This window comes from Bacillus gaemokensis, from assembly GCF_001590835.1.
Taxonomy (GTDB): Bacteria; Bacillota; Bacilli; order Bacillales; family Bacillaceae_G; genus Bacillus_A; species Bacillus_A gaemokensis.
Genome location: NZ_LTAQ01000045.1, coordinates 1 through 26,461 on the forward strand (window position 1 = coordinate 1; position 26,461 = coordinate 26,461).

20 protein-coding genes and 6 pseudogenes are annotated in these 26,461 nt (G+C 34.5%); 12 read left to right on the plus strand and 14 right to left on the minus strand.

Annotated features, from left to right (window positions below; translation table 11 throughout):
• Window positions 1-655, plus strand: a pseudogene (locus tag AZF08_RS31510) (IS6 family transposase); the annotation flags it as partial.
• Window positions 656-844: 189 nt separating this feature from the next.
• Here AZF08_RS31510 and nheC read toward each other — a convergent pair.
• The 6 genes from nheC to AZF08_RS31880 form a co-directional block, all read right to left on the minus strand.
• Window positions 845-2,008, minus strand: coding sequence for a non-hemolytic enterotoxin subunit C (gene nheC, locus AZF08_RS21400; RefSeq protein ID WP_063177382.1), 1,164 nt, complete (start codon window positions 2,006-2,008; stop codon window positions 845-847).
• A gap of 273 nt (window positions 2,009-2,281) precedes the next feature.
• On the minus strand, window positions 2,282-3,457 hold the full coding sequence (nheB, locus tag AZF08_RS21405; protein ID WP_033679067.1) for a non-hemolytic enterotoxin subunit B: 1,176 nt from the start codon (window positions 3,455-3,457) through the stop codon (window positions 2,282-2,284).
• A gap of 53 nt (window positions 3,458-3,510) precedes the next feature.
• Complete coding sequence (nheA, locus tag AZF08_RS21410; protein WP_033679068.1) at window positions 3,511-4,680, minus strand: non-hemolytic enterotoxin subunit A; 1,170 nt, start codon at window positions 4,678-4,680, stop codon at window positions 3,511-3,513.
• Between the two features lie 1,161 nt (window positions 4,681-5,841).
• A complete protein-coding gene (locus AZF08_RS30885; RefSeq protein WP_033679069.1) occupies window positions 5,842-6,033 on the minus strand; it encodes a hypothetical protein in 192 nt (63 codons plus the stop codon).
• A 288-nt stretch (window positions 6,034-6,321) separates the two neighbouring features.
• The gene (locus tag AZF08_RS21420; protein ID WP_033679070.1) at window positions 6,322-6,732 is read right to left on the minus strand and encodes a hypothetical protein; all 411 of its coding nucleotides are present in this window, start codon (window positions 6,730-6,732) and stop codon (window positions 6,322-6,324) included.
• Window positions 6,733-7,128: 396 nt separating this feature from the next.
• The gene (locus tag AZF08_RS31880) at window positions 7,129-7,260 is read right to left on the minus strand and encodes a hypothetical protein (RefSeq protein ID WP_265182934.1); all 132 of its coding nucleotides are present in this window, start codon (window positions 7,258-7,260) and stop codon (window positions 7,129-7,131) included.
• A gap of 103 nt (window positions 7,261-7,363) precedes the next feature.
• On the opposite strand from AZF08_RS31880, the pseudogene AZF08_RS32040 reads away from it, so the two are divergent.
• Both AZF08_RS32040 and AZF08_RS21430 read left to right on the plus strand, forming a co-directional pair.
• A pseudogene (locus tag AZF08_RS32040) lies at window positions 7,364-7,551 on the plus strand (hypothetical protein).
• Window positions 7,552-8,262: 711 nt separating this feature from the next.
• The gene (locus tag AZF08_RS21430; protein WP_033679071.1) at window positions 8,263-8,610 is read left to right on the plus strand and encodes a YkgJ family cysteine cluster protein; all 348 of its coding nucleotides are present in this window, start codon (window positions 8,263-8,265) and stop codon (window positions 8,608-8,610) included.
• A 176-nt stretch (window positions 8,611-8,786) separates the two neighbouring features.
• Here the strand turns inward: AZF08_RS21430 and AZF08_RS31515 are convergent, their stop codons facing one another.
• Window positions 8,787-9,173: a hypothetical protein gene (locus AZF08_RS31515; RefSeq protein WP_033679072.1), complete on the minus strand. Its 387-nt coding sequence runs from the start codon at window positions 9,171-9,173 to the stop codon at window positions 8,787-8,789.
• A gap of 273 nt (window positions 9,174-9,446) precedes the next feature.
• Between AZF08_RS31515 and AZF08_RS21440 the strand changes: the two genes are divergently transcribed.
• A complete protein-coding gene (locus AZF08_RS21440) occupies window positions 9,447-10,523 on the plus strand; it encodes a Ger(x)C family spore germination protein (protein ID WP_063177370.1) in 1,077 nt (358 codons plus the stop codon).
• Between the two features lie 231 nt (window positions 10,524-10,754).
• Here AZF08_RS21440 and AZF08_RS31520 read toward each other — a convergent pair.
• Window positions 10,755-10,862 (minus strand): annotated as a pseudogene (locus AZF08_RS31520) (IS6 family transposase); the annotation flags it as partial.
• A gap of 148 nt (window positions 10,863-11,010) precedes the next feature.
• Window positions 11,011-11,520 (minus strand): annotated as a pseudogene (locus tag AZF08_RS21445) (transposase); the annotation flags it as partial.
• A 6-nt stretch (window positions 11,521-11,526) separates the two neighbouring features.
• Here AZF08_RS21445 and AZF08_RS30890 point away from each other — a divergent pair.
• A pseudogene (locus AZF08_RS30890) lies at window positions 11,527-11,664 on the plus strand (TetR/AcrR family transcriptional regulator); the annotation flags it as partial.
• 94 nt (window positions 11,665-11,758) lie between these two features.
• Here AZF08_RS30890 and AZF08_RS21450 read toward each other — a convergent pair.
• The 3 genes from AZF08_RS21450 to AZF08_RS21460 are packed head-to-tail and all read right to left on the minus strand — an operon-like array spanning window position 11,759 to window position 12,593.
• On the minus strand, window positions 11,759-11,941 hold the full coding sequence (locus tag AZF08_RS21450) for a DUF3976 domain-containing protein (protein ID WP_033677864.1): 183 nt from the start codon (window positions 11,939-11,941) through the stop codon (window positions 11,759-11,761).
• A gap of 48 nt (window positions 11,942-11,989) precedes the next feature.
• Window positions 11,990-12,367, minus strand: a complete 378-nt coding sequence (locus tag AZF08_RS21455) for a hypothetical protein (RefSeq protein ID WP_033677866.1) — start codon at window positions 12,365-12,367, stop codon at window positions 11,990-11,992.
• A gap of 22 nt (window positions 12,368-12,389) precedes the next feature.
• A complete protein-coding gene (locus AZF08_RS21460) occupies window positions 12,390-12,593 on the minus strand; it encodes a helix-turn-helix transcriptional regulator (protein ID WP_033677868.1) in 204 nt (67 codons plus the stop codon).
• 943 nt (window positions 12,594-13,536) lie between these two features.
• Here AZF08_RS21460 and AZF08_RS21465 point away from each other — a divergent pair.
• From AZF08_RS21465 to AZF08_RS29150, 7 genes and pseudogenes are all read left to right on the plus strand, one after another.
• Window positions 13,537-16,422, plus strand: coding sequence for a 2-oxoglutarate dehydrogenase E1 component (locus tag AZF08_RS21465; protein WP_033677870.1), 2,886 nt, complete (start codon window positions 13,537-13,539; stop codon window positions 16,420-16,422).
• A 153-nt stretch (window positions 16,423-16,575) separates the two neighbouring features.
• Window positions 16,576-17,835: a 2-oxoglutarate dehydrogenase complex dihydrolipoyllysine-residue succinyltransferase gene (gene odhB / locus AZF08_RS21470; protein ID WP_033677872.1), complete on the plus strand. Its 1,260-nt coding sequence runs from the start codon at window positions 16,576-16,578 to the stop codon at window positions 17,833-17,835.
• 435 nt (window positions 17,836-18,270) lie between these two features.
• On the plus strand, window positions 18,271-18,456 hold the full coding sequence (locus tag AZF08_RS21475; protein ID WP_033677874.1) for a heterocycloanthracin/sonorensin family bacteriocin: 186 nt from the start codon (window positions 18,271-18,273) through the stop codon (window positions 18,454-18,456).
• A 157-nt stretch (window positions 18,457-18,613) separates the two neighbouring features.
• The gene (locus tag AZF08_RS21480) at window positions 18,614-20,533 is read left to right on the plus strand and encodes a putative thiazole-containing bacteriocin maturation protein (protein WP_033677875.1); all 1,920 of its coding nucleotides are present in this window, start codon (window positions 18,614-18,616) and stop codon (window positions 20,531-20,533) included.
• Window positions 20,533-22,482 (plus strand): TOMM precursor leader peptide-binding protein, encoded by a 1,950-nt coding sequence (locus tag AZF08_RS21485; RefSeq protein WP_033677876.1) that lies wholly within the window; start codon window positions 20,533-20,535, stop codon window positions 22,480-22,482. Before AZF08_RS21480 ends, AZF08_RS21485 begins: the two co-directional genes overlap by 1 nt.
• 23 nt (window positions 22,483-22,505) lie before the next feature.
• Window positions 22,506-24,074, plus strand: a complete 1,569-nt coding sequence (locus tag AZF08_RS21490) for a SagB family peptide dehydrogenase (RefSeq protein WP_033677878.1) — start codon at window positions 22,506-22,508, stop codon at window positions 24,072-24,074.
• 120 nt (window positions 24,075-24,194) lie between these two features.
• Window positions 24,195-24,326: pseudogene (locus AZF08_RS29150) on the plus strand (SAM-dependent methyltransferase); the annotation flags it as partial.
• A 24-nt stretch (window positions 24,327-24,350) separates the two neighbouring features.
• On the opposite strand, the gene AZF08_RS21495 reads toward AZF08_RS29150, so the two are convergent.
• Window positions 24,351-24,761, minus strand: coding sequence for a DUF3908 family protein (locus AZF08_RS21495; protein WP_033677879.1), 411 nt, complete (start codon window positions 24,759-24,761; stop codon window positions 24,351-24,353).
• Window positions 24,762-24,951: 190 nt separating this feature from the next.
• The gene (locus AZF08_RS21500) at window positions 24,952-26,286 is read right to left on the minus strand and encodes an FAD-dependent oxidoreductase (protein WP_033677881.1); all 1,335 of its coding nucleotides are present in this window, start codon (window positions 26,284-26,286) and stop codon (window positions 24,952-24,954) included.
• Between the last annotated feature and the right edge of the window lie 175 nt (window positions 26,287-26,461).

Below are 26,461 nucleotides of genomic sequence, written 5' to 3' on the forward strand. Positions count from 1 at the left end.
ACAACCATCATGCGCTGGGTTCATGAATACGGGAACCTGATCTATCAAATTTGGAAGAAGAAACATAAAAAGGTTCAATTCTATTGGAAACTAGATGAAACTTATATCAAAGTCAAAGGAAAGTGGTGTTATTTATATCGTGCAATAGATAAAGACGGGCATACATTGGATATTCAATTTCGTAAAAAACGCGATCATCAAGCTGCTTATGCTTTTATGAAAAGATTAGTAAAAACATTTGGTGAACCAACGGTTCTCACCACAGACAAGGCACCAGCATTACTTTGTGCATTAAAAAAATTAAGAGAAGAAGGCCTTTATAAACATACGAAGCATTACGCAATTAAGTATTTGAACNACCACAGACAAGGCACCAGCATTACTTTGTGCATTAAAAAAATTAAGAGAAGAAGGCCTTTATAAACATACGAAGCATTACGCAATTAAGTATTTGAACAATCTCATTGAACAGGACCACAGGCATGTAAAACGGCGTTTAGCTAAATCCGCAGGATTTCAAAGTATTCGCTATGCTTCACGAACCTTGAAAGGTATTGAAACAGTTCACGCTTTATATAAACAAAACCGAAATCTGAACCCAGATTTCGGTTTTTCGGCGTATGATGAATTACGAAATTTATTAACAATCGCATAAAATTAAGAACTTTTAGCTGGATTACTCTATTCTTGAATCAACTTTGCAACAGAACCNTCGGCGTATGATGAATTACGAAATTTATTAACAATCGCATAAAATTAAGAACTTTTAGCTGGATTACTCTATTCTTGAATCAACTTTGCAACAGAACCTGATATAGTGTATATTCTGTTGTTTTATATGTATTCAGGTGCAATCCGGTCCTATTTGTGGTTGTCCTATTTGTACAATCTCTCCATTTTGTACAATCTTAGCACCTTCATATAATTTATCTGCATAATTTTTAAGGTCCTGCCAGCTATCCTTCGCTATCTTCAGCTGTGTTTTTATTAAAGCAAGCCTGTCTGGGTTAATGTTATCAACATTTTTTAGTAAAGAATCATATTTTGCTCCGATTGTATGCCACTGATTCGATATATTTTGAAGAGCAGTAATAGCTGTATCAATTGCTGCAGTCATATGTTCCGTCTTATTTTTGGCATCTGCCAAAATAACTAATTCTGCCTCTGCTCCAGAAATTCTAGACTTTAATTGTTCTATTTCTTGTTGTGCAGATGCGATATTCTTGTCAGCAGTGACAATCAATGGTATACCAACTGGAGGCATAAATACAGATAAAGCTATATAGCCACCACGTTTATCATTATTTTCTTTAATTATATTATTAAAATTATTGATTTGTTGTTGTAGAAATGGAATACCAGCGTTCGTACTTTCTAAAATAGAATTCAATTGATTGGAATCTTCTTTAAAACTTCTTGTATCTTCAGCCATTTTATTTCGGAATGTTTTCAACTTTTCTAGTAGTCCATCCATTTCTTCACTATTTTCCAAAATACTACGATATAATCTCACCAGTCTAAATTTAAATGTCACTTTATTTGTTTGATCTATAGCAATTCGTAATTGATCTACAGCAGCTAGTAATTCATTATAACTCGCTTGAAAGGTATCATTATAACTTACACTATTCTGAATCGTTTTCATAATATCAGGCTTTAGATCATCTATCCAATATGTTGCATTCGTTTGGGCATCCTTTTGATGCTTAATCATGTTTGCTTTGAAATCACCATTTATAGAACTTATTTTACTTAAATCTGTCTGTTGTTGATTACGGATTGTTTGAGCATATGAATCCATTGTAAGGATATTTGCCCCCATTTTCTCCATTACTTCTTTATATCTATCAGGACCCAAATCATAGCTCGTACTATCTTCTTGCTGTTGGGACACACTATTTTGCACTGTTTGTTCTGCTGCAAAAGTATGAAGAGGGATTACATTACTCGCTGCCATTCCAGTAATGATCGTTGATAAAATAACTTTCTTATACAATTTTTTATTCACCTTTTTCATCTATCCTCTCAAATGTATCGCGTATTTTATTACATTCATAAGCTTCTATTCTTTACTTCATATGAATTACGATCATTGCAAATAAAACAACATATTAAAATAGGGGTTTTCATACTTTCTTATTCTATAATCTTTATCAAGTTTCATAACTATATAGGAAATCTCCTGCTCAAATTTGAACAGGAGACTCACATTATGTGTTCTTCAAAAGGGAAAGTCAGTATATTATATTTTTCATTACTTCAGCAATTTCTTGGAGTAATATTATTTCTTCTCTTCTACGAATTTAATCTCACCATTTTGAATATTTTGGGCATACTGGTTAACGTCGTTCCAGCTACCCTTCGCTGTATTCAGCTTTGATTTTATAATAATAGCAATCTGGTCTGAGTTCATTTTGTCAACATTTTCAAGCAATGATTGATATTTTACCCCCATTGTCGTCCACTGATCCTTTATTTTTTCAGTAGCAGTAACAGCTGCACCAACTGTTTCTACTAAATTTTTAGTATTCTGTTCTAAAACCGTTAACTTAGCTACCTGTAGTTCTGCAGTTGAAATATTTGTTGTTAGCTGTTTAATCTTTTCGTATGCGCTGTTTATCTGCTGCTGCGATGTAGTAATTCCGTATATCCCGCCTCCTAATCCAGCTGCACCAATAGGCGCAAAGATAACTGTAGCAGTTAAGTATGCACCGAGAGCAGTTGCAACCGATGATGCAATATAAACTTTGTTATTCTCATCAATTAATTTGTAATTTACTTCGATTTGTTTCTTCATATCTGGAATTCCATTTTTTTCACCAGTTAAAATACCTGTGATTGTGTCAGTATTACTTTTAAAATTTTGTGTATCCAGTGCTAATTTGTCGCGAAAGGCTATCAAATCTTTCCCTAACTTGTCCACTGCATCTCTATTCTTTGAAATACTATCTTTTAATTCTATAAGTACAGCTTTTATTGTTTCTTTGTCCTTATTATTTGCAGCTTCTAATAAAGCATCATAATAATTTTGAAATTCTGTATTATAATTGATAATATTTTGATTCGTCTTAATTACTTGTGGTTTCAAATCATCTAACCATTGCTTTGCATTTACTCTAGAAACATCTAGGTTGTTCTTCATGCCTGTTTGTAAATCATTGCTAATTGCAGTTAAACCATCAAAATTAACATTTGCTTGTTTAATAATAGTTAAAGCATACAGGTCCATTACCAACATATTGGATCCAGTTTTCTCTAACGCATCTTTAAGCCCTTCTGGTCCAAGTGAATACTCAGGGTACTCAGGGTACTCAGGGTAGTTATTTGTTGCATCTGCATAAATAGGTGCTGGTTTTGTTGTATTTTCCGCTGCCGAGGCATATGATGGCGTAATGCTACCCGCTGCGATTGTTGCTATTACTGTAGATAAAGCCATTACTTTATAAGGTTTATTCATTATATTTATCTCTCCTTATATTATATTGTTAAGAATTAAGGTTCTTCATTCGACTATTTTCCTTCTGTTACTTTTATTTTTGTAACACTATCATCATATTCCTTTGTTTGTTTATTCAATTCATCCGTAAACTTTTTGAGTTCTGTTAATTTTGCTTGTACTGCATTAGAATCTAGTTTCGCATCAGTATTAAGACTTGTATTCATTTCACTCATTGTTTCATTAAAGATGTCCCAACCACTTACTAGATTGTCAAAACTCTCAATTTGCTTTTTAACTACACTCGTAAAGTTATTTAACTGCAGATCAATAAGTGTCATTTGAGTTGCTTGCACTTCAATTTTCGATAAATTTTGTAGCAATAGAAGTTTTTGTTGTTGCTTCTGACGAACATCATTATTCAGTTTTGTTACTTCATCATTTTGGAGTTGTCCAACTTGGTTAAAAATCACTTCCAAATTAGACGTGTCTAAAGTTTGATCCTTACCTGCGTCTATCCAAATATCAATAACCGTCTTTCCAATATTTATAGAACCTTTTATATTTTCTTTTGGTAGAGCTAGAAGTTTTGTAAAATCATTTTGAATGCTTTCATCAAGTTGTCCAATTTTCGTTCTTAATGTTTCAATGTCTCCGCCTGAATTCTTATAACCTTCAATTGCTCTGCTAACTTTACTAGAAAAATTATCACTATCTTTAACCAAATCGTTTTTATAATAATTTAAGTTCACTGAATTTCCTTTCATATTAAGCTGAATTGCTTTCACTTGATCTTGAAGTTCATTGAAAACACTTACAAGTGCTTCTTTTGCTTGCGGATCTTCATTCATTTTTTCAGCTAGTTCAACCAATATATCATAATAATTTGTAAAACTTGTTCCAAAACTCTGCATGTCTAGATTTACTTTGATTAGTTTTGGATTATAGTTATCCAGCCATTCTTTAACATGGTTTCTTGCAGTACGTTGATCAGTTGTTATTCCAGGTATAGCATTTACTTGAAGGTCTGGTTGCTTTAATATGATTAGCCCATATCCTTGAATTAATGGCGTCTGTGATCCTAATGTCCTAAGCGAATCTGATAACCTATTCATAGCAACTTGATTTTGACTACTTGTTTGTTGTAAATAAGTTGTTTTACTTTCTGCAAAAGTATTTACAGGTAAGAAGCAACTTGTAGATACTGCTGTAGCTAATAACCCTGCGACTAATGTTTTTTTCATGGTAATTCCTCCTATTAATTGGTGTTTTTTGATAAATAGTTGGACTAAATTTTAAAGGTTTCATTTTCATTTATATGAAATTTAGCCTTATAACCATTAATCGTTTTAGATTGTTATAAAGATGTATATTATGGGAACCTAAATATAGATTATAAATATTTGTACATTATTCCCCCTAGTTTTGCCTGCATGGTCTCTACAAGATTACAAAAGATGAAATTATGCTGTACATTGCTTATACTTTCACCTCGTAATAAAATAAGATCATTTTTGCTATGTAGAGACCTAGTAAGCCATTTTTTACAAATGTGATACTTTGCTGATTCTAGATTTTTGTCAAGGTTAATTAACTAAATTTTAAGATAATTAATTCGACATAATGCTACTTGCAACTTTACTGCACTTTTATTAGTATAATCTTCTCCTTTCATAGCGGTCATACCAATTACACCTTCATTAAAACATTAAATTTTTAATGCGTAAATAGTAGAATTTTGTCGAGTGTATTTAAAAATTTAATTATTACGTATTAATACAAGTAAAAATATTATACTTCTAAAATTAATGTTTAATTTCATTAAATTAAATTATAATTATTATAAGTTGGTATATATATTAAAAAGATAACTATTTTAACCTGCGAAAAAAATAAAATGTAATTTAAATGTTTTTAATATAATTCAATCACACTTTGTATACGATTCCCTATATTTGGATATGTAAAATTGCATATTTTAGAACCTATTAGGGGTACGGAAACGATTCTGGGAATGAGGGGCCACCCTGGGATTAAATTACAATTTCAAAATTTAAACAAAAACTGAAAGTAAACTTTTGAATAATAATTTACATTAGATATCTTTAAAAAGTGTAAAAAAAACGACCTTTAATCAATCGTTTTTTTTACATTTCCTTTTTCTAAAACCACAGAAAAGATAAGTACTATAGTTAACACCATAATAAACCTTACTTCACTTCCATTACTTACAAAAAATGAATACAAAGTATAAATTAAAATTAATATTCCATAAATAATTTTGTGCAATGAACTCCCACCTTTTTGCTATATATATTTTAGTATAAAAGTTTAATTCAAGTCCTATATCAAAATGAAAATAAAAAGCACCTGTGATATACACAAAGTGCTTTTCTCTTGTCAATTTATCTATTTTCACTATACTTATCTATTTTCTTTTTATAACTCAAACTTCTTAGAATCGTACTTTTAGCTTGTTGCAATTCATTTTGTTCATATGGAATATGTTTATCTGTCTGTACATCTTCAACATTTTCTCCATCTGCTAATAATCTCCTGTACTTAAAAGAGTGCCCTGTTAATACTGTTGTAATCATTTTGTATTGCCCTCCTTTTGTTTGATTACTTGTATCATAAAACAAGTATCTGAAGTTTATATGTAGTCTATCTAGAGTGTATGTAAATTTAAAAAATCTCTAATAAAATGTTTATATTGTAACGTTACCACCAAAACTATTGCTCCAAACACCATGATTTGAAGAGACAGTACCCCATGTTCTAGCCACAATTCCTCCTACAGTTCTATATTGAGTAAAACTAGTTGATCCCTATAATATAAAAAGAGCACCACTTTTTGGATGCTCTTCGTTATAACTATATATTATTTAATTTCCTTCTTTTGTTTGTACCATTTTTCCTTGTTGAGAATCTGTACCTTCTGTTCTTTCAACAGTTTTTGCATGTTCTGGTTTTTCAGGGGCTCCAATTTCAAATCCAGGTTGAGAATCTGTACCTTCTTTTGTTGGTACCATTTTTCCTTCTTGAGAACCTGTACCTGTACCTTCTGATTTTTCAACAGTTTTTACATTTTTTTTAGAAGTTGCTGGCACTGCATCTTTAGGTGCATCAAAGTTTTGTGAGAAAGAGGTTGTTCCATCTGCCCTCTGTGTAATTACTTGATTTGAACTATCTTCATTTGATTTTAAATTGTCCATTTTCGCATCATCTGCACCTACTGCACCTCCCGCTACCAATCCTGTACTTAAAAGTGCTCCTGCTAATAATGTTTTAATCATTTTTCATTACCTCCTTGTTTTGTTTGAACATGTATTTAGCATAAGACAAGAATCTATAGTTGATATGGACTGTATCTGGAGATTATGTAAAGAAAAATAGATAATCAGTTGCATATCCTAATGGGTGTTTAGACAAGATTGAAACTTTATATGAGTTTGATAATTGAGTTACCCTTTGTTTTGATCGTAAGGTTTATGGCTGGGGTGAAGCGTATCGAGGAGCTAACCTTTTCTAATTTGAAAGTAAAACTTTTGAATAGAAGTTTACCGATTAACACCACAATATAGGGTGATCTGACAAGCCTGAGAGGTATTGTATGTAGTTTGTTCACCTCAGGTACAAAAAAAGAGCCTTACCTCTGTAGGCAAGACTCCACTAGTATAGTTGTATAGTATTTACATAACAACTAAGAAACAGAAAACATATAACACCAAGTAGCAGAACCCTAACATTCCGCCTACAGCTAGTACCTGTTTAACCCAGCTCTTGAATTTCAGATTACTGTCAAACGCTTGCACTCTTTCCATATCGTTTCCTCCTATTAAGGAGAACCTTTGAAGACTCTCACCTCGCTATGGTACCATTAAGGAATGACTAATAGAGGTCTAATTTTTGTCTAAACGCATAAGTATGCAATATTGCATACAGAAATGTATTGTTATAAATGTAAGCGCTTACTATAATAAAAGCATAAAGATTAATCACATCTTAGTACCAACAAAAGAGGAGGAAATAATATGGCAATCGCAATGGCAGTTTTAAAATTCGTAGGTGGAGCACTTCCATTAGTTCAAGAACTTATAAAAGCATTTATGTAAGTTTACTATTTAGAAATTATCATACAAATGATCTGTATATCAAAGGTAAATTGATTTGCAGATCATTTGTGTGAGCAAAGTCCCTTTAGCATTATTAAGGGACTTTTTTGTTATTACTGAATGTATACTTTTACATATTAGTTTACATTCATTTCCTTGATTTTATTGGTTTTATTGCGCTTTACTCATTTTCTCCAAAATCAATAACAAAAGTATACATTCAAAACAATATAAATAAAGGGATAGTTAAAGATAATGTTTAAGGACTCTCTTTTAATTCGATTATTATTGTAATTTTTAGATAAATTTGTTAAAATAACAATAGAAATACTTTTCTTTTTAGAAAAAATGCCATCGGGTACCTTATTATCAAGCTTTTATTTGAATAGCAGATCAAGAGTCTTTAAACCACTTGAAGAACATTCTTCTTCAAGTGCGTCTAAAGACCTTTTTGTATTGTTCTAAAACGAAAAGAAAGGAGAATTCAAGCAGAAAAATACATCTGGAATCAGCAAGGAAGAAACAAATGTACAGAAAAAGTATAAATCGACTCTCTAAATTAAAGGGATCGGTAAAGAAGTTAGCAGTACTTGTACTACTACTGCCAACTCCACTGAATGTAAAATGAAATCCTCTTTATTTGATTACTGAGCTAGAAAATTCGCATTTTTGAATCAATCATAACAACTACCTATTCTAGGAGATGATTAAATGGAAATTTTACCTTGTAAAGGTTGCAAAGGAATGTGTTGCGGTCCCGTTCCAATTACAGAAGAAGAATTAAAGAAAATAAAAAAGAAGATAAAATCGATGCCTACAAAAAAACGTCTAGAGTTAAAAAATCAGCAACGATATTTTGGAACCTGTATTTTCTATGATGAAATAAACGACCGTTGCGGTATTCATTCGGTACGCCCAATAATTTGCCGAGCATTTGGGTATTACAAAAATCTTGCTTGTTTTCGCAAACCGGAGGTCCTTTCCGCAAAAAACTATATGACCAACGAACAGTCCATTGGTATTTTGAGTGTTGATTTTACATGGAAAGATTTTTCTTAATGACTTACCGCCCAAATTTCAACGAAAATATACGCTAAGAAAAATTTAGCATTTTTTCAAGAGTTAACATAACACCACTTATCGGTATTCAATGTATCTAGAAAAAAACCCCTTCAGTTTGCTTGCTGAAGGGGTTTCGTATTTACATAATTCTCGTTATCAGAAGTTGATTAACATCAGTTTATTCGTCTTATAAAATAGAAAACTAAGGAAGACAAAGTAATTGGAAAACTAAATTTAATAAAATCCATTATAAAGTAAGATACATATCCTCCAGATAATCCGATGCTCATTAAATATGTATAGGAAAAACCTAATAATATATACAGGGGAATCCCAATATTTAATTTATAACTTCTTTTTATTTTCCTATAAGAGAATTCTCCTAGTAGACAGCCTATAAGTACAGGTATACTCCCATACATAATGTAAAGGAGAGCCATCGACCAGGGGGAACCCCATGCTTCCATACCTTCAGGGTCATTTATTATAAATTGCAAGCTAGATGTAAATATAGAAAAAAATATGAGACATACTAAATAACTAACTATAAATTTTTTCATTTCTGTCCCCCATATAATTCATAATGCTATCTTCATTGTATGACAGTTACCCTTACTTAATATAGATAAAATGTAATATGTATATCGTATACATGCTCGGTTAACATAACGCATCATTATCGGTAGTTTTAATAAAAACATGGAATATAATGATGATTATTTTGGAAAAATACCACAAACAATTAAAATCCAACATTTAATAATTAATACGATGTAAAATCTAACTTAGAATGAGTTATTTCTCAATTTTGTTTTTTACTGGATGGAGAAAATATGAAAAAAATTAYCCGAAAACAAATTTTACTATTTGGTATTTCGTTAATATTTATGACAGGGTGCTTGCAAAAGGATATTATTGATGATGTYCAATTAATTCAAGGAGTTGTATACGATACAACAAAAGATAAAATAAAAGCAACGATTGTCTGTCCTATTCAACAAAAAGGGCATAAAGTCCAAGTATTTGAGAACAGTGGAAACACAATAAAACAAGGAAGGGAAAACGCCTCTTTCGAATCTGCACAACCGTTTACCAGTGGACAATTACGWGTTGCTCTTTTTACAGAAAAATTAGCRAAAAAAGATATCACAGTAGCGTTTGATACACTTCTACGAGATAGTAGCATAGGACATACAATATATCTAGGAATACTAGAAGGTGATGGATATGAGCTATTCTCTGGAAAATACAAAAATAACTTTAATGTTGCAATTTATATAAAAAATCTGTTGGAACACAACATGGAAACAGGTTCATTACCAAATGATAATYTACATCTTAACTCTTATCGMTATTACGAAGTAGGAAGAGATACTTTTATGCCGATATTAAAAAAACAGAAAGATAAAATAACAATTAAAGGCATGGCTCTTTTCAATGAAGAAAAATATGTAGGGAAATTGGAACAAAAAGATATGTTTATTTTTAGAGGATTKCTTGAAAAACATAGATTAAATTCCCAAGAATTCAAAACCCATGGCGGTTATGTATTAATTAACAATATCCGTTCCACTCCTTCCTATCATGTTCAGATTAAAAATGGAAAACCATCTTTTTATATTCAAGTTAAAATGGATGCTCGTCTGCAAGAAATCTCAAAAAGGATARATTTAGAAGATAAAAAGAATTTCRAGGTAATAACAAAGAACATAGAAAAGCAACTTAATACAGAAAGTAAAAAGCTAATAAAAAAAATACAAAATCTAAATGTAGATCCACTCGGTTTAGGCTCCAAATTTAAACAACAGTATAGACCATTTAAGTTAAAAGAGTGGGAGAAAATATATAAAACAGTACCARTAAGAGTCAAATATATGGTGAATATAGAACATTCAGGAGTTGTTGAGTAAAACATTTGATACTTTGCCTACAAGGGGAACGTGAACGATTCTAGGCTTCAAAAAATGTAATTTTAACGTCTGTTATAGGYGATTTTATAGATTCTATAAATAATGTTTAGTTTTTGTTATGAGTTTTTAAGTAAGTTATGTGTAATTTTCAATGAAATTATATAAAGACAATCAGGTTCTGTTGCAAAGTTTCCTAAGAGATAAACAGAGGCATGAAAGTATGGGGAAAGATTATTCGACTACTAGTAATTGTTGCAATTCATGATACACMGAAAAGGCGGAGTCTGCTTGAAGACTTCGCCTTTGTTTGTATAGGGCATGAACGGTTTCGATTCCTTTTCTTACGATTAGTCAACTGTTTTTCAGAGTGCTAATTCATGAAATGTCGGAGATTTTATGTCAATTATACTGCAAACCAAATACCCCTAATATGTATTCATTTTTTTACTAGGGGGGAGAATATGATATGATGAATGAAACTATGATTTCAGGCGGTTAACCGATAATCATAGTACATATTATGTGTAATGAGATAGAAGAGGAGCTTCAATAACTTATTTACACATGCAATGGACGCAACTTTATGACATTTGTTATAAGGTTGCGTTTTTAGTTTATCGTAATACTCAACAATATGATTTTGTCCGTAACGTCGTTGTTTAATCATGTTCTGGATGATGAGGAACATGAGCTTCCGCAAATGTTTATTTCCACGTTTATTGATTCTATCTTTAAAACAGGTTTTACCTGATTGAAAACGACGTATATCAATACCAGCAAATGCATTGAGTTGCTTATTACTGGTGAAGCGAGTAATATCTCCTATTTCAGCCATTAAGCGTATGGCAGTATTCGGTCCAACTCCAGGAAGACTAAGAATGATATTGTATTCTGCACGTTGTCCGGCTATATGCACCATCTTGTTAATACAGCATTCTTTTTGGTGAAGAAGTTCTTGATAACGTCTTGCGTATAATTTGAGTTGATCACACAGAACACAAGTATCATTACTTCCACTATTATGAGTATCTATTTTTATACGCTCATGTCTCAATCGTTATTGCATTCCCATGAAACTAATATTAGAGATATGCTTAACCAGCAATTGGACGTTGTATGGGGAGGCATTAGTAAAGAATAAATAGAAACATATTTATGCCTTATACTCCTGTTTCTTCTATAATAAAAAACCCTTTGCCAGAATTTTTTCAGCAAAGGTTTTTTTTACATGCTTTTTATAACTTCTGACTCACCAATACAACCAACACTATAATCCCAACAAACATCACTGCTAAACACCCGATCAGCTTATAAAAACCTCTTTTCGTTAATGTGTTACCTTGTATATCTTTACGAAGAAAGAGGTACATTGCTAGAAATAAAACAAGACTTATACCAAACACATAAAGAAATTGCATCTTTTCTCCTTTCTATATTTGCGACCTAATACACCTATTACTTATCATTTAATATTTTTTAGATAAAATAACAAATGATATAAAAACTGTACTAATTGTTAAAGAGGCTAACACATTTAATAATTCGCTCGCACTCAACGTAATTATATTTAGATTTAATCCAATAGAAAAAATAATAAAGTATATAAATAACGCAAAACAGGAATAAAACATCCCTTTCTGCCGTATTAATTTCATCCGCTCATCCTTCTCTTTAAATTGCGGATGCAAATAGCTTAAACAAAAGCACATAATCATCATTCCTAATAAAGAATAAGTTGGAGCTGGTGGTGCAGAGTGTGTCATAATACCAGCTAGTACCATAGATCCACTCATAACCAAAAAGATAAGTCCCATAATCAAAAAATATTTTTGTGAGTAATTCATCTCTATTCCCCCTTATACAAACTTACTGTTCTTTCCCCTCATAAATAAATACTTCCTCAATTGTTGTCTGAAATGTTTTAGCAATTTCAAATGCTAAAGGAAGTGATGGATCATATTTTCCTTTTTCAATTGAAATAATCGTTTGCCTGGAAACTCCAAGTTTTTCAGCTAACTTCTCTTGAGATAGTCCATACTTTTTTCGATATTCAATCATTCTATTTTCCAAGGAAAATTCTCCCTTCTCAACTTACATACAGTATATATGTAAAGGAAACTTAACGTCAAGTTCACTTTACATAATACGGAAAATAATTTCCTAACATGCTATTAAAAAACTTCCTAATCCGTACACTAAAGGTGAAGATTAAGAAGAAGGTTGAATCATTCCCTTCACATATAAAAATCATTGTTTCTATTAATCTTTTCTTTTTATCGCTAATGATTCCATAATCCCCCTGCACTTTTTCCGTTTATCACCACCACCAGATCGAACGTACCCAAATTCAATTTTTTTGTTATAGCAATCATTCCCCTCAAAGAAAAATTAATATCGTTATATGAATTTTAATGATAAGCAAACTGAATGTCTTACCTTAATCCCACAAAATGAACACTCAAATTAGCGTATTTTCCTGCTAAATTTGTAAAAACTAATGCCTTAGTGTGATTTTTTATAAATAATCATCACTTATAAGCAAATACTTCATTTTTCCTTTCAATATTTAACACTATCGAAATAAAATTTACGATAAATTCACAATTTTTTATTTTTTATACTATATTCTGTTATATTGTTGTATAATAATCTTGAAAGCGCTTATTATTTCAATATACATAATTCAAATTAAGTTTTGACTAAAAATTCTAACAATTATCCTTATACTTTCATCAGGCGATCCCCTATCAATTACGGATGTACCAGATGAAATCACCATTTTTTCCTTAAACTTACTTTATAACATGAAAGATTAATCTGGGTGATAAGTAATTGTGAATGTTTTTTTACAAAACGGATAAGTAATAATGTTTGGTATTATGTAAATTATTGTAATAACATAAGAGTAAAGATAATTATTTACATTCATTACTGGTTCATCAATTATGAAAAGAGCGAAATGCATCCTTTTCACATTAAAAAAAGGAATATATGCATTGGGAGGTTTAAACAAATGACGAGGAAGAATACAACGACAAACCCTTGGGCCAAATTCCATGGTCCGAACCTTGGCTATGTTATTGAACAGTATGATCGTTACGTGACTAATGAAGGTTCTGTTGATCCGGAATTACAAGAGCTTTTTGAAACTTTTGGAGCTCCGACGTTCCAAGCAGATGTCGTAACAGGGGACAACAAAGAAACAAATTTTTCTCCTCAAAACACAGGAAACATTGAAAAGATTCTTAAAGTCGTTCAACTTGTTGAGCATATCCGTTCATTCGGTCATACATCGGCTCATATTAATCCAATGGAAGAGCCTGCTGATGGGCAATCTCTCATCGAGAAAGCAATGAACGAATTGAGCGATGCAGATTTGAAAGCGATTCCAGCTAAAACAGTATGGACAAATGCACCAGAGGGTATTCACACAGCATTTGATGTAATTCATAGATTAAAAGAGGTTTATACAAAATCTTTAGCTTATGAATTCTCACATATACAAGATAGTGAAGAACGCGCGTGGTTGCATCGAATGGTGGAATCAAATTCCCTGCGTCAACCATTAACAAATAAAAAACGAACTGCTCTCTTAAAACGCTTAACAGCTGTTGAAAGTTTCGAGCAATTCTTGCATAAAACATTCGTTGGTCAAAAACGTTTCTCCATCGAAGGCGTTGATATGCTTGTACCTGTACTAGATGAAATTATTCTAGAAGGTGCTAAAGGCGGCGTAAACGATGTCATGATTGGTATGGCTCACCGTGGTCGTCTAAGCGTACTCGCTCATGTATTAGAAAAACCATATAGTCACATGTTCGCAGAATTCAAACATGCGACTATTGAATCTGATAAATCACAAGATGTAATAAATAGTAGTGTTGGCTGGACTGGCGATGTGAAATACCATTTAGGTAGAGAACAAGTTGTCGGATCTGAAGAAGCTAGTACACGTGTTACATTAGCAAATAACCCGAGTCACCTGGAGTTTGTTAATCCAGTTGTTGAAGGTTATGCACGTGCTGCTCAAGAAGATCGTAAAAAAGCTGGTTATCCTGAACAAGACGTTTCAAAATCATTCGTAATTTTAGTTCATGGTGATGCTGCATTCCCTGGTCAAGGTATTGTATCTGAAACATTGAACTTAAGCAGATTGAATGCATACCAAACTGGTGGAACAATTCATGTTATCGCAAATAATGCAATCGGCTTTACAACAGATAGCTATGATTCTCGTTCTACAAAATATTCAAGCGACCTTGCGAAAGGGTTCGATATTCCGATCGTTCACGTGAACGCTGATGATCCTGAAGCTTGTCTTGCTGCTGCTAACCTTGCAATTCAATATCGTATGCTGTTCAAAAAAGACTTCTTAATCGATTTAATCGGTTACCGTCGTTACGGTCATAACGAAATGGATGACCCAGCAGTTACGCAACCACAAGTTTACAAAAAAATTAAAAACCACCCAACTGTAAGAGCCTTATATGCAAGCCAATTACAAGCTGCAGGCGTCCTAAATACAGATGAGGTTGAAACAATTACTCAGTTTATACAAGAACAATTAAAAGCTGAATATGCACAAGTACCACCAGCAGATACAAGTGAAGCGGCAATTCACGTTAAAGTTCCAGACGTTGTTGCGAAAGGAATTCAACCAATCGATACCGGTCTTCCGCTTGAAACACTTCGCGCAATTAACGAAGGACTTTTATCTTGGCCAGAAGGCTTTAACGTATACCCTAAAGTGAAGAAAATTCTTGAGCGCCGTAAAGATGCTCTTGAAGATAACGGTAAAATTGAATGGGCACTTGCTGAATCTTTAGCATTCGCTTCTATTTTACAAGAAGGTACTCCAATTCGTTTAACTGGTCAAGATTCACAACGCGGTACGTTCGCACACCGTCATATCGTATTACATGATACAGAAACAAACGAAACCTATTCACCATTGCACCGATTACCACATACACGTGCATCATTCTCTGTTCATAACAGTCCGTTATCAGAGGCTGCTGTTGTCGGTTATGAATATGGTTATAATGTATTCGCTCCAGAAACTCTTGTTATGTGGGAAGCACAATACGGTGACTTCTCAAATACTGCACAAGCATTATTTGATCAATATGTTTCAGCAGGAAGAGCAAAATGGGGACAAAAATCAGGCCTAGTTCTTCTATTACCTCACGGTTACGAAGGTCAAGGACCAGAACACTCTAGCGCGCGCCCAGAACGTTTCTTGCAACTAGCTGCGGAAAATAACTGGACTGTTGCAAACTTAACAAGCGCGGCACAGTATTTCCATATCTTGCGCCGTCAAGCATCTATTCTTGGTACAGATGCTGTTCGACCATTAGTCATTATGACACCAAAAAGCTTACTGCGTCACCCACTTACAGCTTCATCGGGTAGCCAGTTAAGTGAAGAACGTTTCCACCCTGCTTTAGAACAAGAAAACCTTGGTATAAAACCAAACAAGGTGAAACGTCTTGTTTTAACAACAGGTAAAATGGCAATTGATTTAGCAGCAGAGGTTGAATCTGGTAAACATCAGTATAATTTAGATGAAGTTCATATTGTTCGTATTGAGCAATTGTACCCATTCCCTGCTGAAAAAGTTCAATCTATTATGAAACGCTTTAAAAATTTAGAAGAAATCATCTGGGTGCAAGAAGAACCACGAAATATGGGTGCATGGCATTACATGGCTCCAATTCTGTTTGAACTTGCTGGCGATAAAGTAAAAACTGGATACATTGGACGTCCAGATCGTTCTAGCCCATCAGGTGGCGATCCATTTGCACACCGAGCTGAGCAGGAACTAATTGTTTCACATGCTTTAGACGTGAAATACAACTTCCGTCAAGATAAACAAGAAATCGAAGTTTATAGCAACTAAACGAAAAAATGATTCACCCTAGCTCACTTGGGCAGAATTCCGTGACTTTAAGTTTCAAGGAACTTCTGCCCAATCAGGCTGGAAACTTTGAGATTACCGAAGAAAAAAGAAGACAAAACACACCGTTAGGCAAATAAGGGGAGGACATTTAAAATGATCGAAATTAAAGTACCTGAGCTTGCAGAATCTATTTCAGAAGGAACTATCTCACAATGGCTTATCAATGTAGGCGACAAAGTTGAGAAAGGTGGCAGCGTTGTTGAGCTTGAAACTGATAAAGTCAATGTAGAAATCATTGCAGAAGATTCAGGTATTGTATCAAAACTACTAGGCGAACCTGGGGATACAGTTGAAGTTGGCGACATCATTGCAATCTTAGATGCAAACGGTGCTGCAGTAAGCACACCTGCTCCCGCAGCAGCTCCAGAACAACCAAAACAAGAAATTGCAGAAGCTCCAAAAGCTGAGGCTCCAAGTGCTGCACCAGCTAAAACAGCTTTACAAGGTCTTCCAAATACAGATCGTCCTATCGCATCACCTGCCGCTAGAAAAATGGCACGCGAATTAGGAATTGACTTAAATGAAGTACGTAGCACTGATCCACTTGGCCGTGTAAGACCACACGATGTACAAGCACATGCTGCTGCACCAAAAGAACAACCAAAACAAGAAAAAACTAGTCCAAAACCAGCTGCAACTACTGAATTTGAAAAACCAGTTGAACGCGTGAAAATGTCTCGTCGTCGCCAAACAATTGCAAAACGTCTTGTAGAAGTTCAACAAACATCTGCAATGTTAACAACATTTAATGAAGTTGATATGACTGCTATCATGGAACTACGTAAAGAGCGTAAAGATGCATTCGAAAAGAAACATGATGTTCGTCTTGGCTTTATGTCATTCTTCACAAAAGCAGTTGTTGCAGCATTAAAACAATTCCCATTGTTAAATGCTGAAATTCAAGGTGATGAGCTTATCATTAAGAAATTCTATGATATCGGCATCGCTGTAGCAGCTCCAGATGGACTAGTTGTTCCTGTTGTGCGTGATGCAAACCAATTAAACTTTGCTGAAATCGAAAGTGAAATTCGTAATCTAGGTAAAAAAGCACGTGACAACAAACTTACATTAAAAGAACTACAAGGTGGCACATTTACAATTACAAACGGAGGCGTGTTCGGTTCCCTTATGTCAACACCAATCCTAAACAGCCCACAAGTAGGTATTCTCGGTATGCATAAAATCCAAGTAAGACCAGTTGCAATTGATGCAGAACGTATGGAAAACCGTCCGATGATGTACATTGCTTTATCTTACGATCACCGTATTGTAGATGGAAAAGAAGCAGTAAGCTTCCTTGTTGCAGTGAAAGAAATGCTTGAAGATCCAAAATCATTATTATTAGAAGGTTGATAGACCTAAAATAAAAAGAGACTGTAGAAAATTCTACAGTCTCTTTTTATTTAAAAAACTAGCGCCCTCCTCTTCTCTATTTCAAACAGATCACTTAGTGAACTTATTCATCCTTACAATTAAGGCTTTTACGAACGTCACATAACACACTTTATCTCTTTGTTTTATATGAATTTAAAGATAAGAATATTACTAACCTTAAATAACAAGATACAAAACATAGAATACAAATGATATCCTATTGATTCCCCTCCTTTATTCATTAACCAAGAAAAATTGATATAAGCAAATAGGCATTGAAATTAGAACACCCACACAAATGCGTTCATAGTTTGATGAGGAGAGTAACGAAGATTTTTATGAATACTTTTTATTATTGAACTCTCCAATTCTTTTTATAACTGAAAAATACTCTATATAACTAGGAGGTTGAAAATGTATAATTTTCAACCTGATATTCAATCATTGGGCTTAAACGATTTTCAAACAGGTGAAGTCACAGTTTGGGATCCACAAACTCAATCTTATTATGTTACTTATGATAGTCGTCAATATGGCGGTGGATGTTGGAGCGGGTGGCGGTGTTGGGGTGGATGGCATCGTTGCGGCGGCAGGCACTAAAACTAGTAATCACCAAATTAAACAGAACCGTTACAGAAAAAGGATTGTCTCTATATTTCATTGTAGGGGCAATCTTTTAGGTTTCATAAAGGACAAATTACAGTACATACACTAATAATGTGCGCCTAGAACAAATTTACTGATAAGGAGGAATAAAATGAGTAATCTGCCGGCTTCTACAAAGCTAAAGATGAACAAAGATACCTTTTTCCTCCCCGATTCAAACGGGGGTGTCTATTTTAGAAATAACTCTAGTTCATTTCGGATGCAAGGGGATGGTATCTACCAATGGATTGAAAAATTAATGCCTATGTTTAATGGAGATCACACTTTAGAAGAATTAACAACTGGACTCCCCCTCCCTTATCAAAATAGAGTATTTGAAATTGGAGACATTTTGTACCAAAATGGCTTTGTTCGAGATATAAGTCAAGATTCTCCGCACCAATTAGAAGATATCTTACTAGATAGATATGCATCACAAATCGAATTTTTAGAAGCTTCCTCTCACTCGGGTGCTCTGCAATTTCAAATGTACAGAGAAGCTAAAGTCTTAGCAATTGGATCTGGAGCCATTTTCACTTCATTAGTTTCTTCTTTACTTGAATCTGGTTTACCCGAGTTTCACTATCTGATTACCGACTCTGCAGGAACAAATCACGAACGGCTGAACGAACTTGTACAAAAAGCCCACGCTACCGATCCAAATGTACTTGTTCAAGAAATAGATACAACTATAGATTGTTCTTTACAGGAAATATTTCAGCCTTTTGATTGGATTCTATATGTATCTCAAAATGGTAATATTGAAAAATTAAGAGCTATACATGCAATTTGTAGAGAAGAAAAGAAAAACTTCCTCCCTGCCATATGCTTGCAACAAATAGGTTTAGCTGGTCCCGTAGTTACTTCAGATGCTGAGGAATGCTGGGAATCGGCATGGCGCCGCATACATGAGACCACTCTTCAACACGATCAAGCACTAGAGCCCTTCTCTCCAATGGCTGGAGCTATGTTAGCAAACATTATTGTTTTTGAATTATTTAAAAATATTACAGGCGCCTCAAATAGAGAAAAAAACAAACAATTTTTTTTACTAAATCCGAAAACACTAGAAGGCAATTGGCATACTTTCATTAAACATCCGCTTATAGCCACCAAAAATTTCACAATAGAACTGATACAAGACATTGGTAACACTCTCAAACGACATTCAAATCAAAACCAATCAAATGAACTATTTTACTTTTTCGATCAACTAACCTCAAATTCATCTGGAATTTTTCATACTTGGGAGGAACAAGATCTAAAGCAATTGCCTTTATCTCAGTGCCGTATTCAAGTTGTAAATCCATTATCAGATGGTCCCGCTGAACTTCTCCCGGTCATAACTTGCGGAGGCTTAACTCATGACGAAGCGCGCCGCGAAGCTGGTTTAATCGGTATTGAAACCTATGTCACACAAATCGCTAATTTCCTTATTCCTGAACAAAATGAATATATGGGAATCGGGGCTGGAGAAACAATGTTAGAGAGCGTACATCGGGCGATCAAAAATCATTTAACAAACTCATTTCACAAAAGACAATTAAATAAAACAGAAGAAATTACAGAACTACAATTAACAGAAATTCACGACAAACACTGCCGGTTCTATTTACATGCACTCTCCACAATACAGGAAACACCTAAAATCGGAATTGGAGAAGACGTACTAGGCTTTCCTGTTGTCTGGGTTGGTGTGCACAATCAGTGGTATGGTAGTACTGATATAAATGTAACATTAGCTCTAAGAAACTCATTACAAAACGCACTACTTCATGTACAAAATCAAAAAGCACCCCATAACTCTTATGTATTATGGGATTCATCTGTTCATTTACAAGAAACTCAATCATTTCGAACTGACATACAAGCAGAAGAAGCAACTCCGCAATTAGAGACCTTACAATCTGTCTTACAACATTTAAAAGAAAATAACCTTCATCCCTACGTCTTTGATTTAGCAATTGAACCCTTTTTAAAAGAAGGATTAGGCAACGTACTCGGTGTGTTAATTGAAGAGGAGGTAGACTGATGGATCGTAAAATATTGATCGTAGGGGATGGCATACTCGCAGACTATGTAAATCAACAATTGTCTGTTCACTATCCAATCATTCATCAAAATACTCTTGAAGAAAACCTTCCTGAAAATATTCGTATCGCTCTCGTATTACACGATGGCTCTTCTCCCTCTATACATCATAGAGCAGAACAAGTATTTCGATCCTCTAACATTCCATGGCTTCGGGGCTTTACTTCATTCGGCGAGGGTATTATTGGCCCTTACGTTCAACCAGATAAAGTAGGATGTTCTCAATGTGCCGACGCACGGCGTTTTATAGCCGGTTTTGACCAAAAAGAAATGTGGGAATTACAACGAAGACATTCTTTAAAAACTGATGAGGTCATAAAGCGAGATATTTGCGCAACACAAACTGGTTTGTTACAAATGTCTCAGATTATTCACGCTGAAACAGAAAAAATAGTAACAGGAGGTCACACCTCTTTACAAGAAGAACTCATTTTACTTAACTTGCAAACATTTCAATGTTCACGGCATTCATTTCTTCCTGATCCTCTATGTCCAATATGTAGCACATTACCTGATGACACTGCAGCTGCTGCTTGTATTTCACTACAGCCAAGCTTGAAAACAAGCGATGCAAGTTATCGATGTCGTTCTATCAAAGATTTTAATACTTTTTTAACTAAAGATTATTTCGATTATCGAACTGGACTTTTAAATGGAAAAATGCAGCACCCCTTATTACCATTTGCTGATGTCATTGTAAATATGCCTTTACTTTTAGGTAATGAAGGCGTTGCGGGTCGAACACACTCATTCACAATTAGCGAATCAACAGCTATTTTAGAAGGATTAGAGCGATACTGCGGAATTGCCCCTCGTGGCAAAAAGACGAATGTTCATGGAAGCTATCGAGAGTTAGAAGATACAGCCCTTAATCCCCTCACAATTGGTGTACATACGGATGAACATTATACCCAAACAGATTTCCCATTCAATCCATTTCACCCTGATTCCCCACAAGACTGGGTATGGGGGTATTCTTTATTACAAGATCGGCCACTTTTAGTACCAGAATCACTCGCTTATTATAGCTTAGGACACCGAGATGCTTTTGTTTATGAAACTTCAAATGGCTGCGCGATCGGAGGTAGTTTAGAAGAAGCCATTTTCCATGGTATTTTAGAAATAGTCGAACGCGATGCCTTCTTGCTAACTTGGTATGCACAATTACCACTTCCCCGCCTTGATCTAGCTTCTGCACATGATACCGAATTACAATTGATGATTGAACGAATGCGTACCATTACAGGCTATGATTTACATGTTTTTAATGCAACGATGGAGCATGGCATTCCGAGTATATGGGCAATTGCCAAAAATACAAAACCAGATGGGCTGAATCTCATCTGTGCAGGCGGGGCTCATATGGAACCACTGCGTGCTGTTAAAAATGCCATTCATGAATTAGCAGGCATGCTGCTTACAATGGATGAAAAATTTGATACAAACAGACAAAAATACGAACAATGCTTACATGATCCATATCTTGTCACACAAATGGATGATCATTGTATGCTTTATGGTTTACCTGAGGCTGAAGACCGTCTTCATTTTTTATTACATGATAATCGGCCCATACAAACATTTGAAGAAATGAATCATCTTAAATCTATTAATATAGATTTAACTGTAGATCTTCAACATCTTTTAGATAGATTACATCGCTTAGGTCTTGAAGTAATAGTCATTGATCAAACTGCTCCTATCATAGAGCGTAACGGATTATATTGTGTAAAAGTATTAATCCCTGGCATGCTGCCAATGACATTCGGTCATCACTTTACTCGTGTAAAAGGATTGCAACGAGCACTTACTGTACCAATGAAACTTGGCTATACAAATGAACCACTGACGTTTGAACAGCTTAATCCACATCCGCATCCGTTTCCATAAGCCATGATAAGGAGGCAAGATTGATGCAACTAGAAACATTTTTACACCATTTACAGTTTTCTATCGATGAAATTATGAACCAAAATACAGAAGTTAGCTGGGACGATGCACCGCTTCCCTATAAATTATATCGTGATCTACCTATCATTCCTCTTTCTCTAGAGGTCCCCTTAACACTACGAGATCAAAATCTGTCTACTGAACCAACTTTAGAAACAGTCGGGCATTTTCTTTGGTATACATTCGGCCTAACTCAATTTTGTCAGCCTACCTTCAATTTAGAAGAGCAAAAAACAACAAATATATGCAGGAGATTTATTCCATCAGGAGGGGCTTTATATCCAAACGAATTATATTTATATTTAAAAATCAACAATTATCCACATGGAATATATCATTACGATGTAGCACATCATCGACTCATATTACTACGTGAAGGAGATTTTGATACTTATCTCTCTCAAGCACTTGGAAATCGATGCAACCTATCCGCTTGTTTCGGGACTGTTTTCGTATCAACAATGTTCTGGAAAAACTTCTTTAAATATAATAATTTTTCTTATCGTCTCCAAGGTCTAGATACTGGTGTTCTCATTGGTCAACTACTAGAAGTCTCTAAACAATTTGGTTATACATCTGGTGTATACTTTCAATTTCTTGATAGGGCCATCAATCATTTACTTGGACTATCTGAACAAGAAGAAAGCGTGTATGCAGTTATTCCGTTATCTAGCCATCTTGCAAACGAATGGTTTCACCATGAGAATACATCTGGAGCAACCTTCACATCTCATGAACTATTACAGGATCTCCCGCTCTTGCAACACGAACACTTTATTCGTTCAAAGAACATTACCGAGTACCCTATGATAACAAAAATGAATACAGCATCTATGTTAGAATCGACAGAATCATTTCGCACTATGTCTGAAGAAGCTGACATAGTGCATAGCAAACAAACTTTAGCACTCCCTCAGGTGAAACAATTGTCATACGATTTCGCGGCCGTTTGTCAAAAACGTCATTCACCTGATATAGATTTTGTCTTAAGAAAAATAAGAAGTACACAACTAGCTACTTTACTTCAAGAAGCAAGTCTTTCTTTTCCCTATCAAAATGATTTAGATGGAAAACAACTGAAAATGAAATCACGCGTTTCGCTGTATGGCTGCTTTTATAACATAGACGGTATACCAAATGGTGCCTATTCCTATAACAATAGTACACATACATTAGAACAGATTCAATTAGGTGACCTCCGCTATCCACTATACTCAGGCATGACAATGGATAATGTGAACCTCTTCCAAGTACCGCTCTGTCTACACGTAATAGGTAACAAAGATTATTTCAAACACAAATTGGGATATAGAGGCTATCGCATTCAACAAATGGAAGCCGGGATACTTGTGCAGAAGCTCGTTATAGCTGCCTCTGCCATGGATATGGGGGGGCATCCTCTCTTAGGGTTTGATGCAAACCTATGTGACAAACTATATGAAATCGATACAACAAGAAAAACAACGCTCATTCAAATCCCTGTTGGCCCTTATCGCCCTCGCACCTGGCTAAAAGGATATTTGCATAGTTAAAAATCTGCCCTATGCTCCGTACATCGTTACTGGCAAAGGGCGGATTTTTTTAAAGGGATTTGAATTATCCAAAACGAATATACAAATTTAGGGATTTCATATATAAAAGGAGGGATAAGGTTGAGCGTATTACAAAAATTAATTGAACAGGCTAAAAATCCTAGAGGTTCTATTGATTCTTCCATGCTTTATATTATGAATACTGTACATACAAGATTAACAAATTGGGCTCTGCAAATATTAAAAAGCAGACCTTCCAAGGCCTGCTTTTCACTACTAAATTAATTTAAAGATACTCTTAATTTGTCTTGCGAATAACCAGTTTTTCGTGCCACAGTTATCATTTAAACTGTCCAACATAATGGAATTTCCATTAGAGAACTTCAACTGTAATGTTGTATTTTTATCATTTGTTTTTAGACTTATATCTGTAATGTCTTCATACTTTAATTTTTCAACTTGAATATACTCTTCTTGCGACTGTCCCATGACAACATGGTCTTGAAAGAAGAAAAATACTTCCACTTTCTTACCAAAACAAAACACATTTTTCGTATAAATTAATGTCGCATTATCAAGTCCAACACATAATTCTTTCATTTCTTGAACAACTTGTCCAAAATCTTCTTCGTGTCTTGCGTTTGAATCAGCAATCCACTCTTCTATTGTTTTCATATTTATTGCCATGTTGCTCCCCCTGCTTCATTCATTACTTTGTTTATAATGTACAATCCTACTTCTTATGTATGAAAAAATAAATACTATATGAAAATATAATCTATAAGTACTATATTTTTCAAGGCTAAATATTATACCATATATTTTTCGCACGATCTGTTTTTACATCATGAAAAAAATAGTACTCCTTAAAGAAGTACTATTCCGCTCGCCTTGCCGCTTGTTGAATGGGATCCCAAACGCTATTATATGGCGGTGCATAACTTAAATCCACATCTTCTAAATCATGAATACTCATTTTATGAAAAAGTGCCATTGCAATGACATCAATTCGTTTGTCCACGCCTTCTTCCCCAATAACTTGTCCGCCTAATAATTGTTTTGTATCAGAACGATACAGTAATTTAACATAGAGCGGCGTTGCCTCTGGATAATAGCCAGCCACACTTGTTGAATCTACCTTCACTGTTTTATATGGTACTTTTAATCCATTCGCCTCTTTTTCATTTAATCCCGTTCTTGCTAATGTAAGCCCCATAAATTTAATAATACCCGTACCGAGAGTTCCTTTAAATGCTCTTCGCTTATCTACCATATTGAGTCCAGCCAGTCGCCCTTGTTTATTCGCAGTAGTGCCGAGCGGGATATGATCTTGTATTGCTTTTATCACATGATAGTGTGTTGCACAATCTCCAGCTGCATACACATCTTCCACATTTGTTTGCATGTACGCATTTACCTCTATGGCTCCTTTTTTATTGGTACGCACATTTGTCCCGGTAAGAAACTCTGTATTTGGCTGCACACCAACTGAAACTAAAACGAGATCCGTTTCATATGTTCCCTTGTCTGTTTCAATCCATTCGACTTTTTCATTGCCTTTAAAAGCTTTTACATTTTCGCTTGTTACAATCTCAATATTGTGCTTTTCAGCTTCTTCATGTATGTAATTTGCCATATCAGCATCATAAATTGTACCAATATGCTCATTTCGTTCAATCATTCGCACCTTTTTCCCAAGCTCGACAAATGTTTCGGCCATCTCAAGACCAATTGCTCCACCACCAATAATCGTCACTTGCTCGACATGGTTCGTTTTCAATGTCTCTAATATTTCATGCGCATGTGGAATTGTTTTCAAAAGATGAATCCCTCGTAAATTTGATCCTTCCCAATCCGGCATAACTGGTCTAACTCCTGTCGCAATTAATAAGCGATCGTATTTATATTGAAATGTATCGTTCGTATTTATATGTATCCCATGTACAATTTTGTTTTCAGTATCAATCCGCGTCACTTCATGATGTACTTTTGCATCAATTCCATATTTATCGCGGAACGTCTTAACATCTCGTGCAATGAGCTTTTCCGTTGAAGAAATTACACCGCTAATCACATAAGGAAGACCACACTGTGCGTATGAGTATATTTCTCCCTTTTCTAATGTAACAACTTTCGCATTCTTATCATTTCTAACAATCTGCATCGCTGCACTCATACCAGCTGCATCTCCGCCAATAATTACATAGTTCACTCTACCACTCCTTTGTTACTTCTCTATTGTTTACATTCTCCAAAAGCTACACAAATAAATCTTTTTTCTTTATGAGTTTCTTATACACAAGATACATTCTTCCCTCTTTTTTCACAAACAAAAAGGTACATCGGTCTAATCCATGATGCACCTTCTTTGAAAAAGCTCTCACATA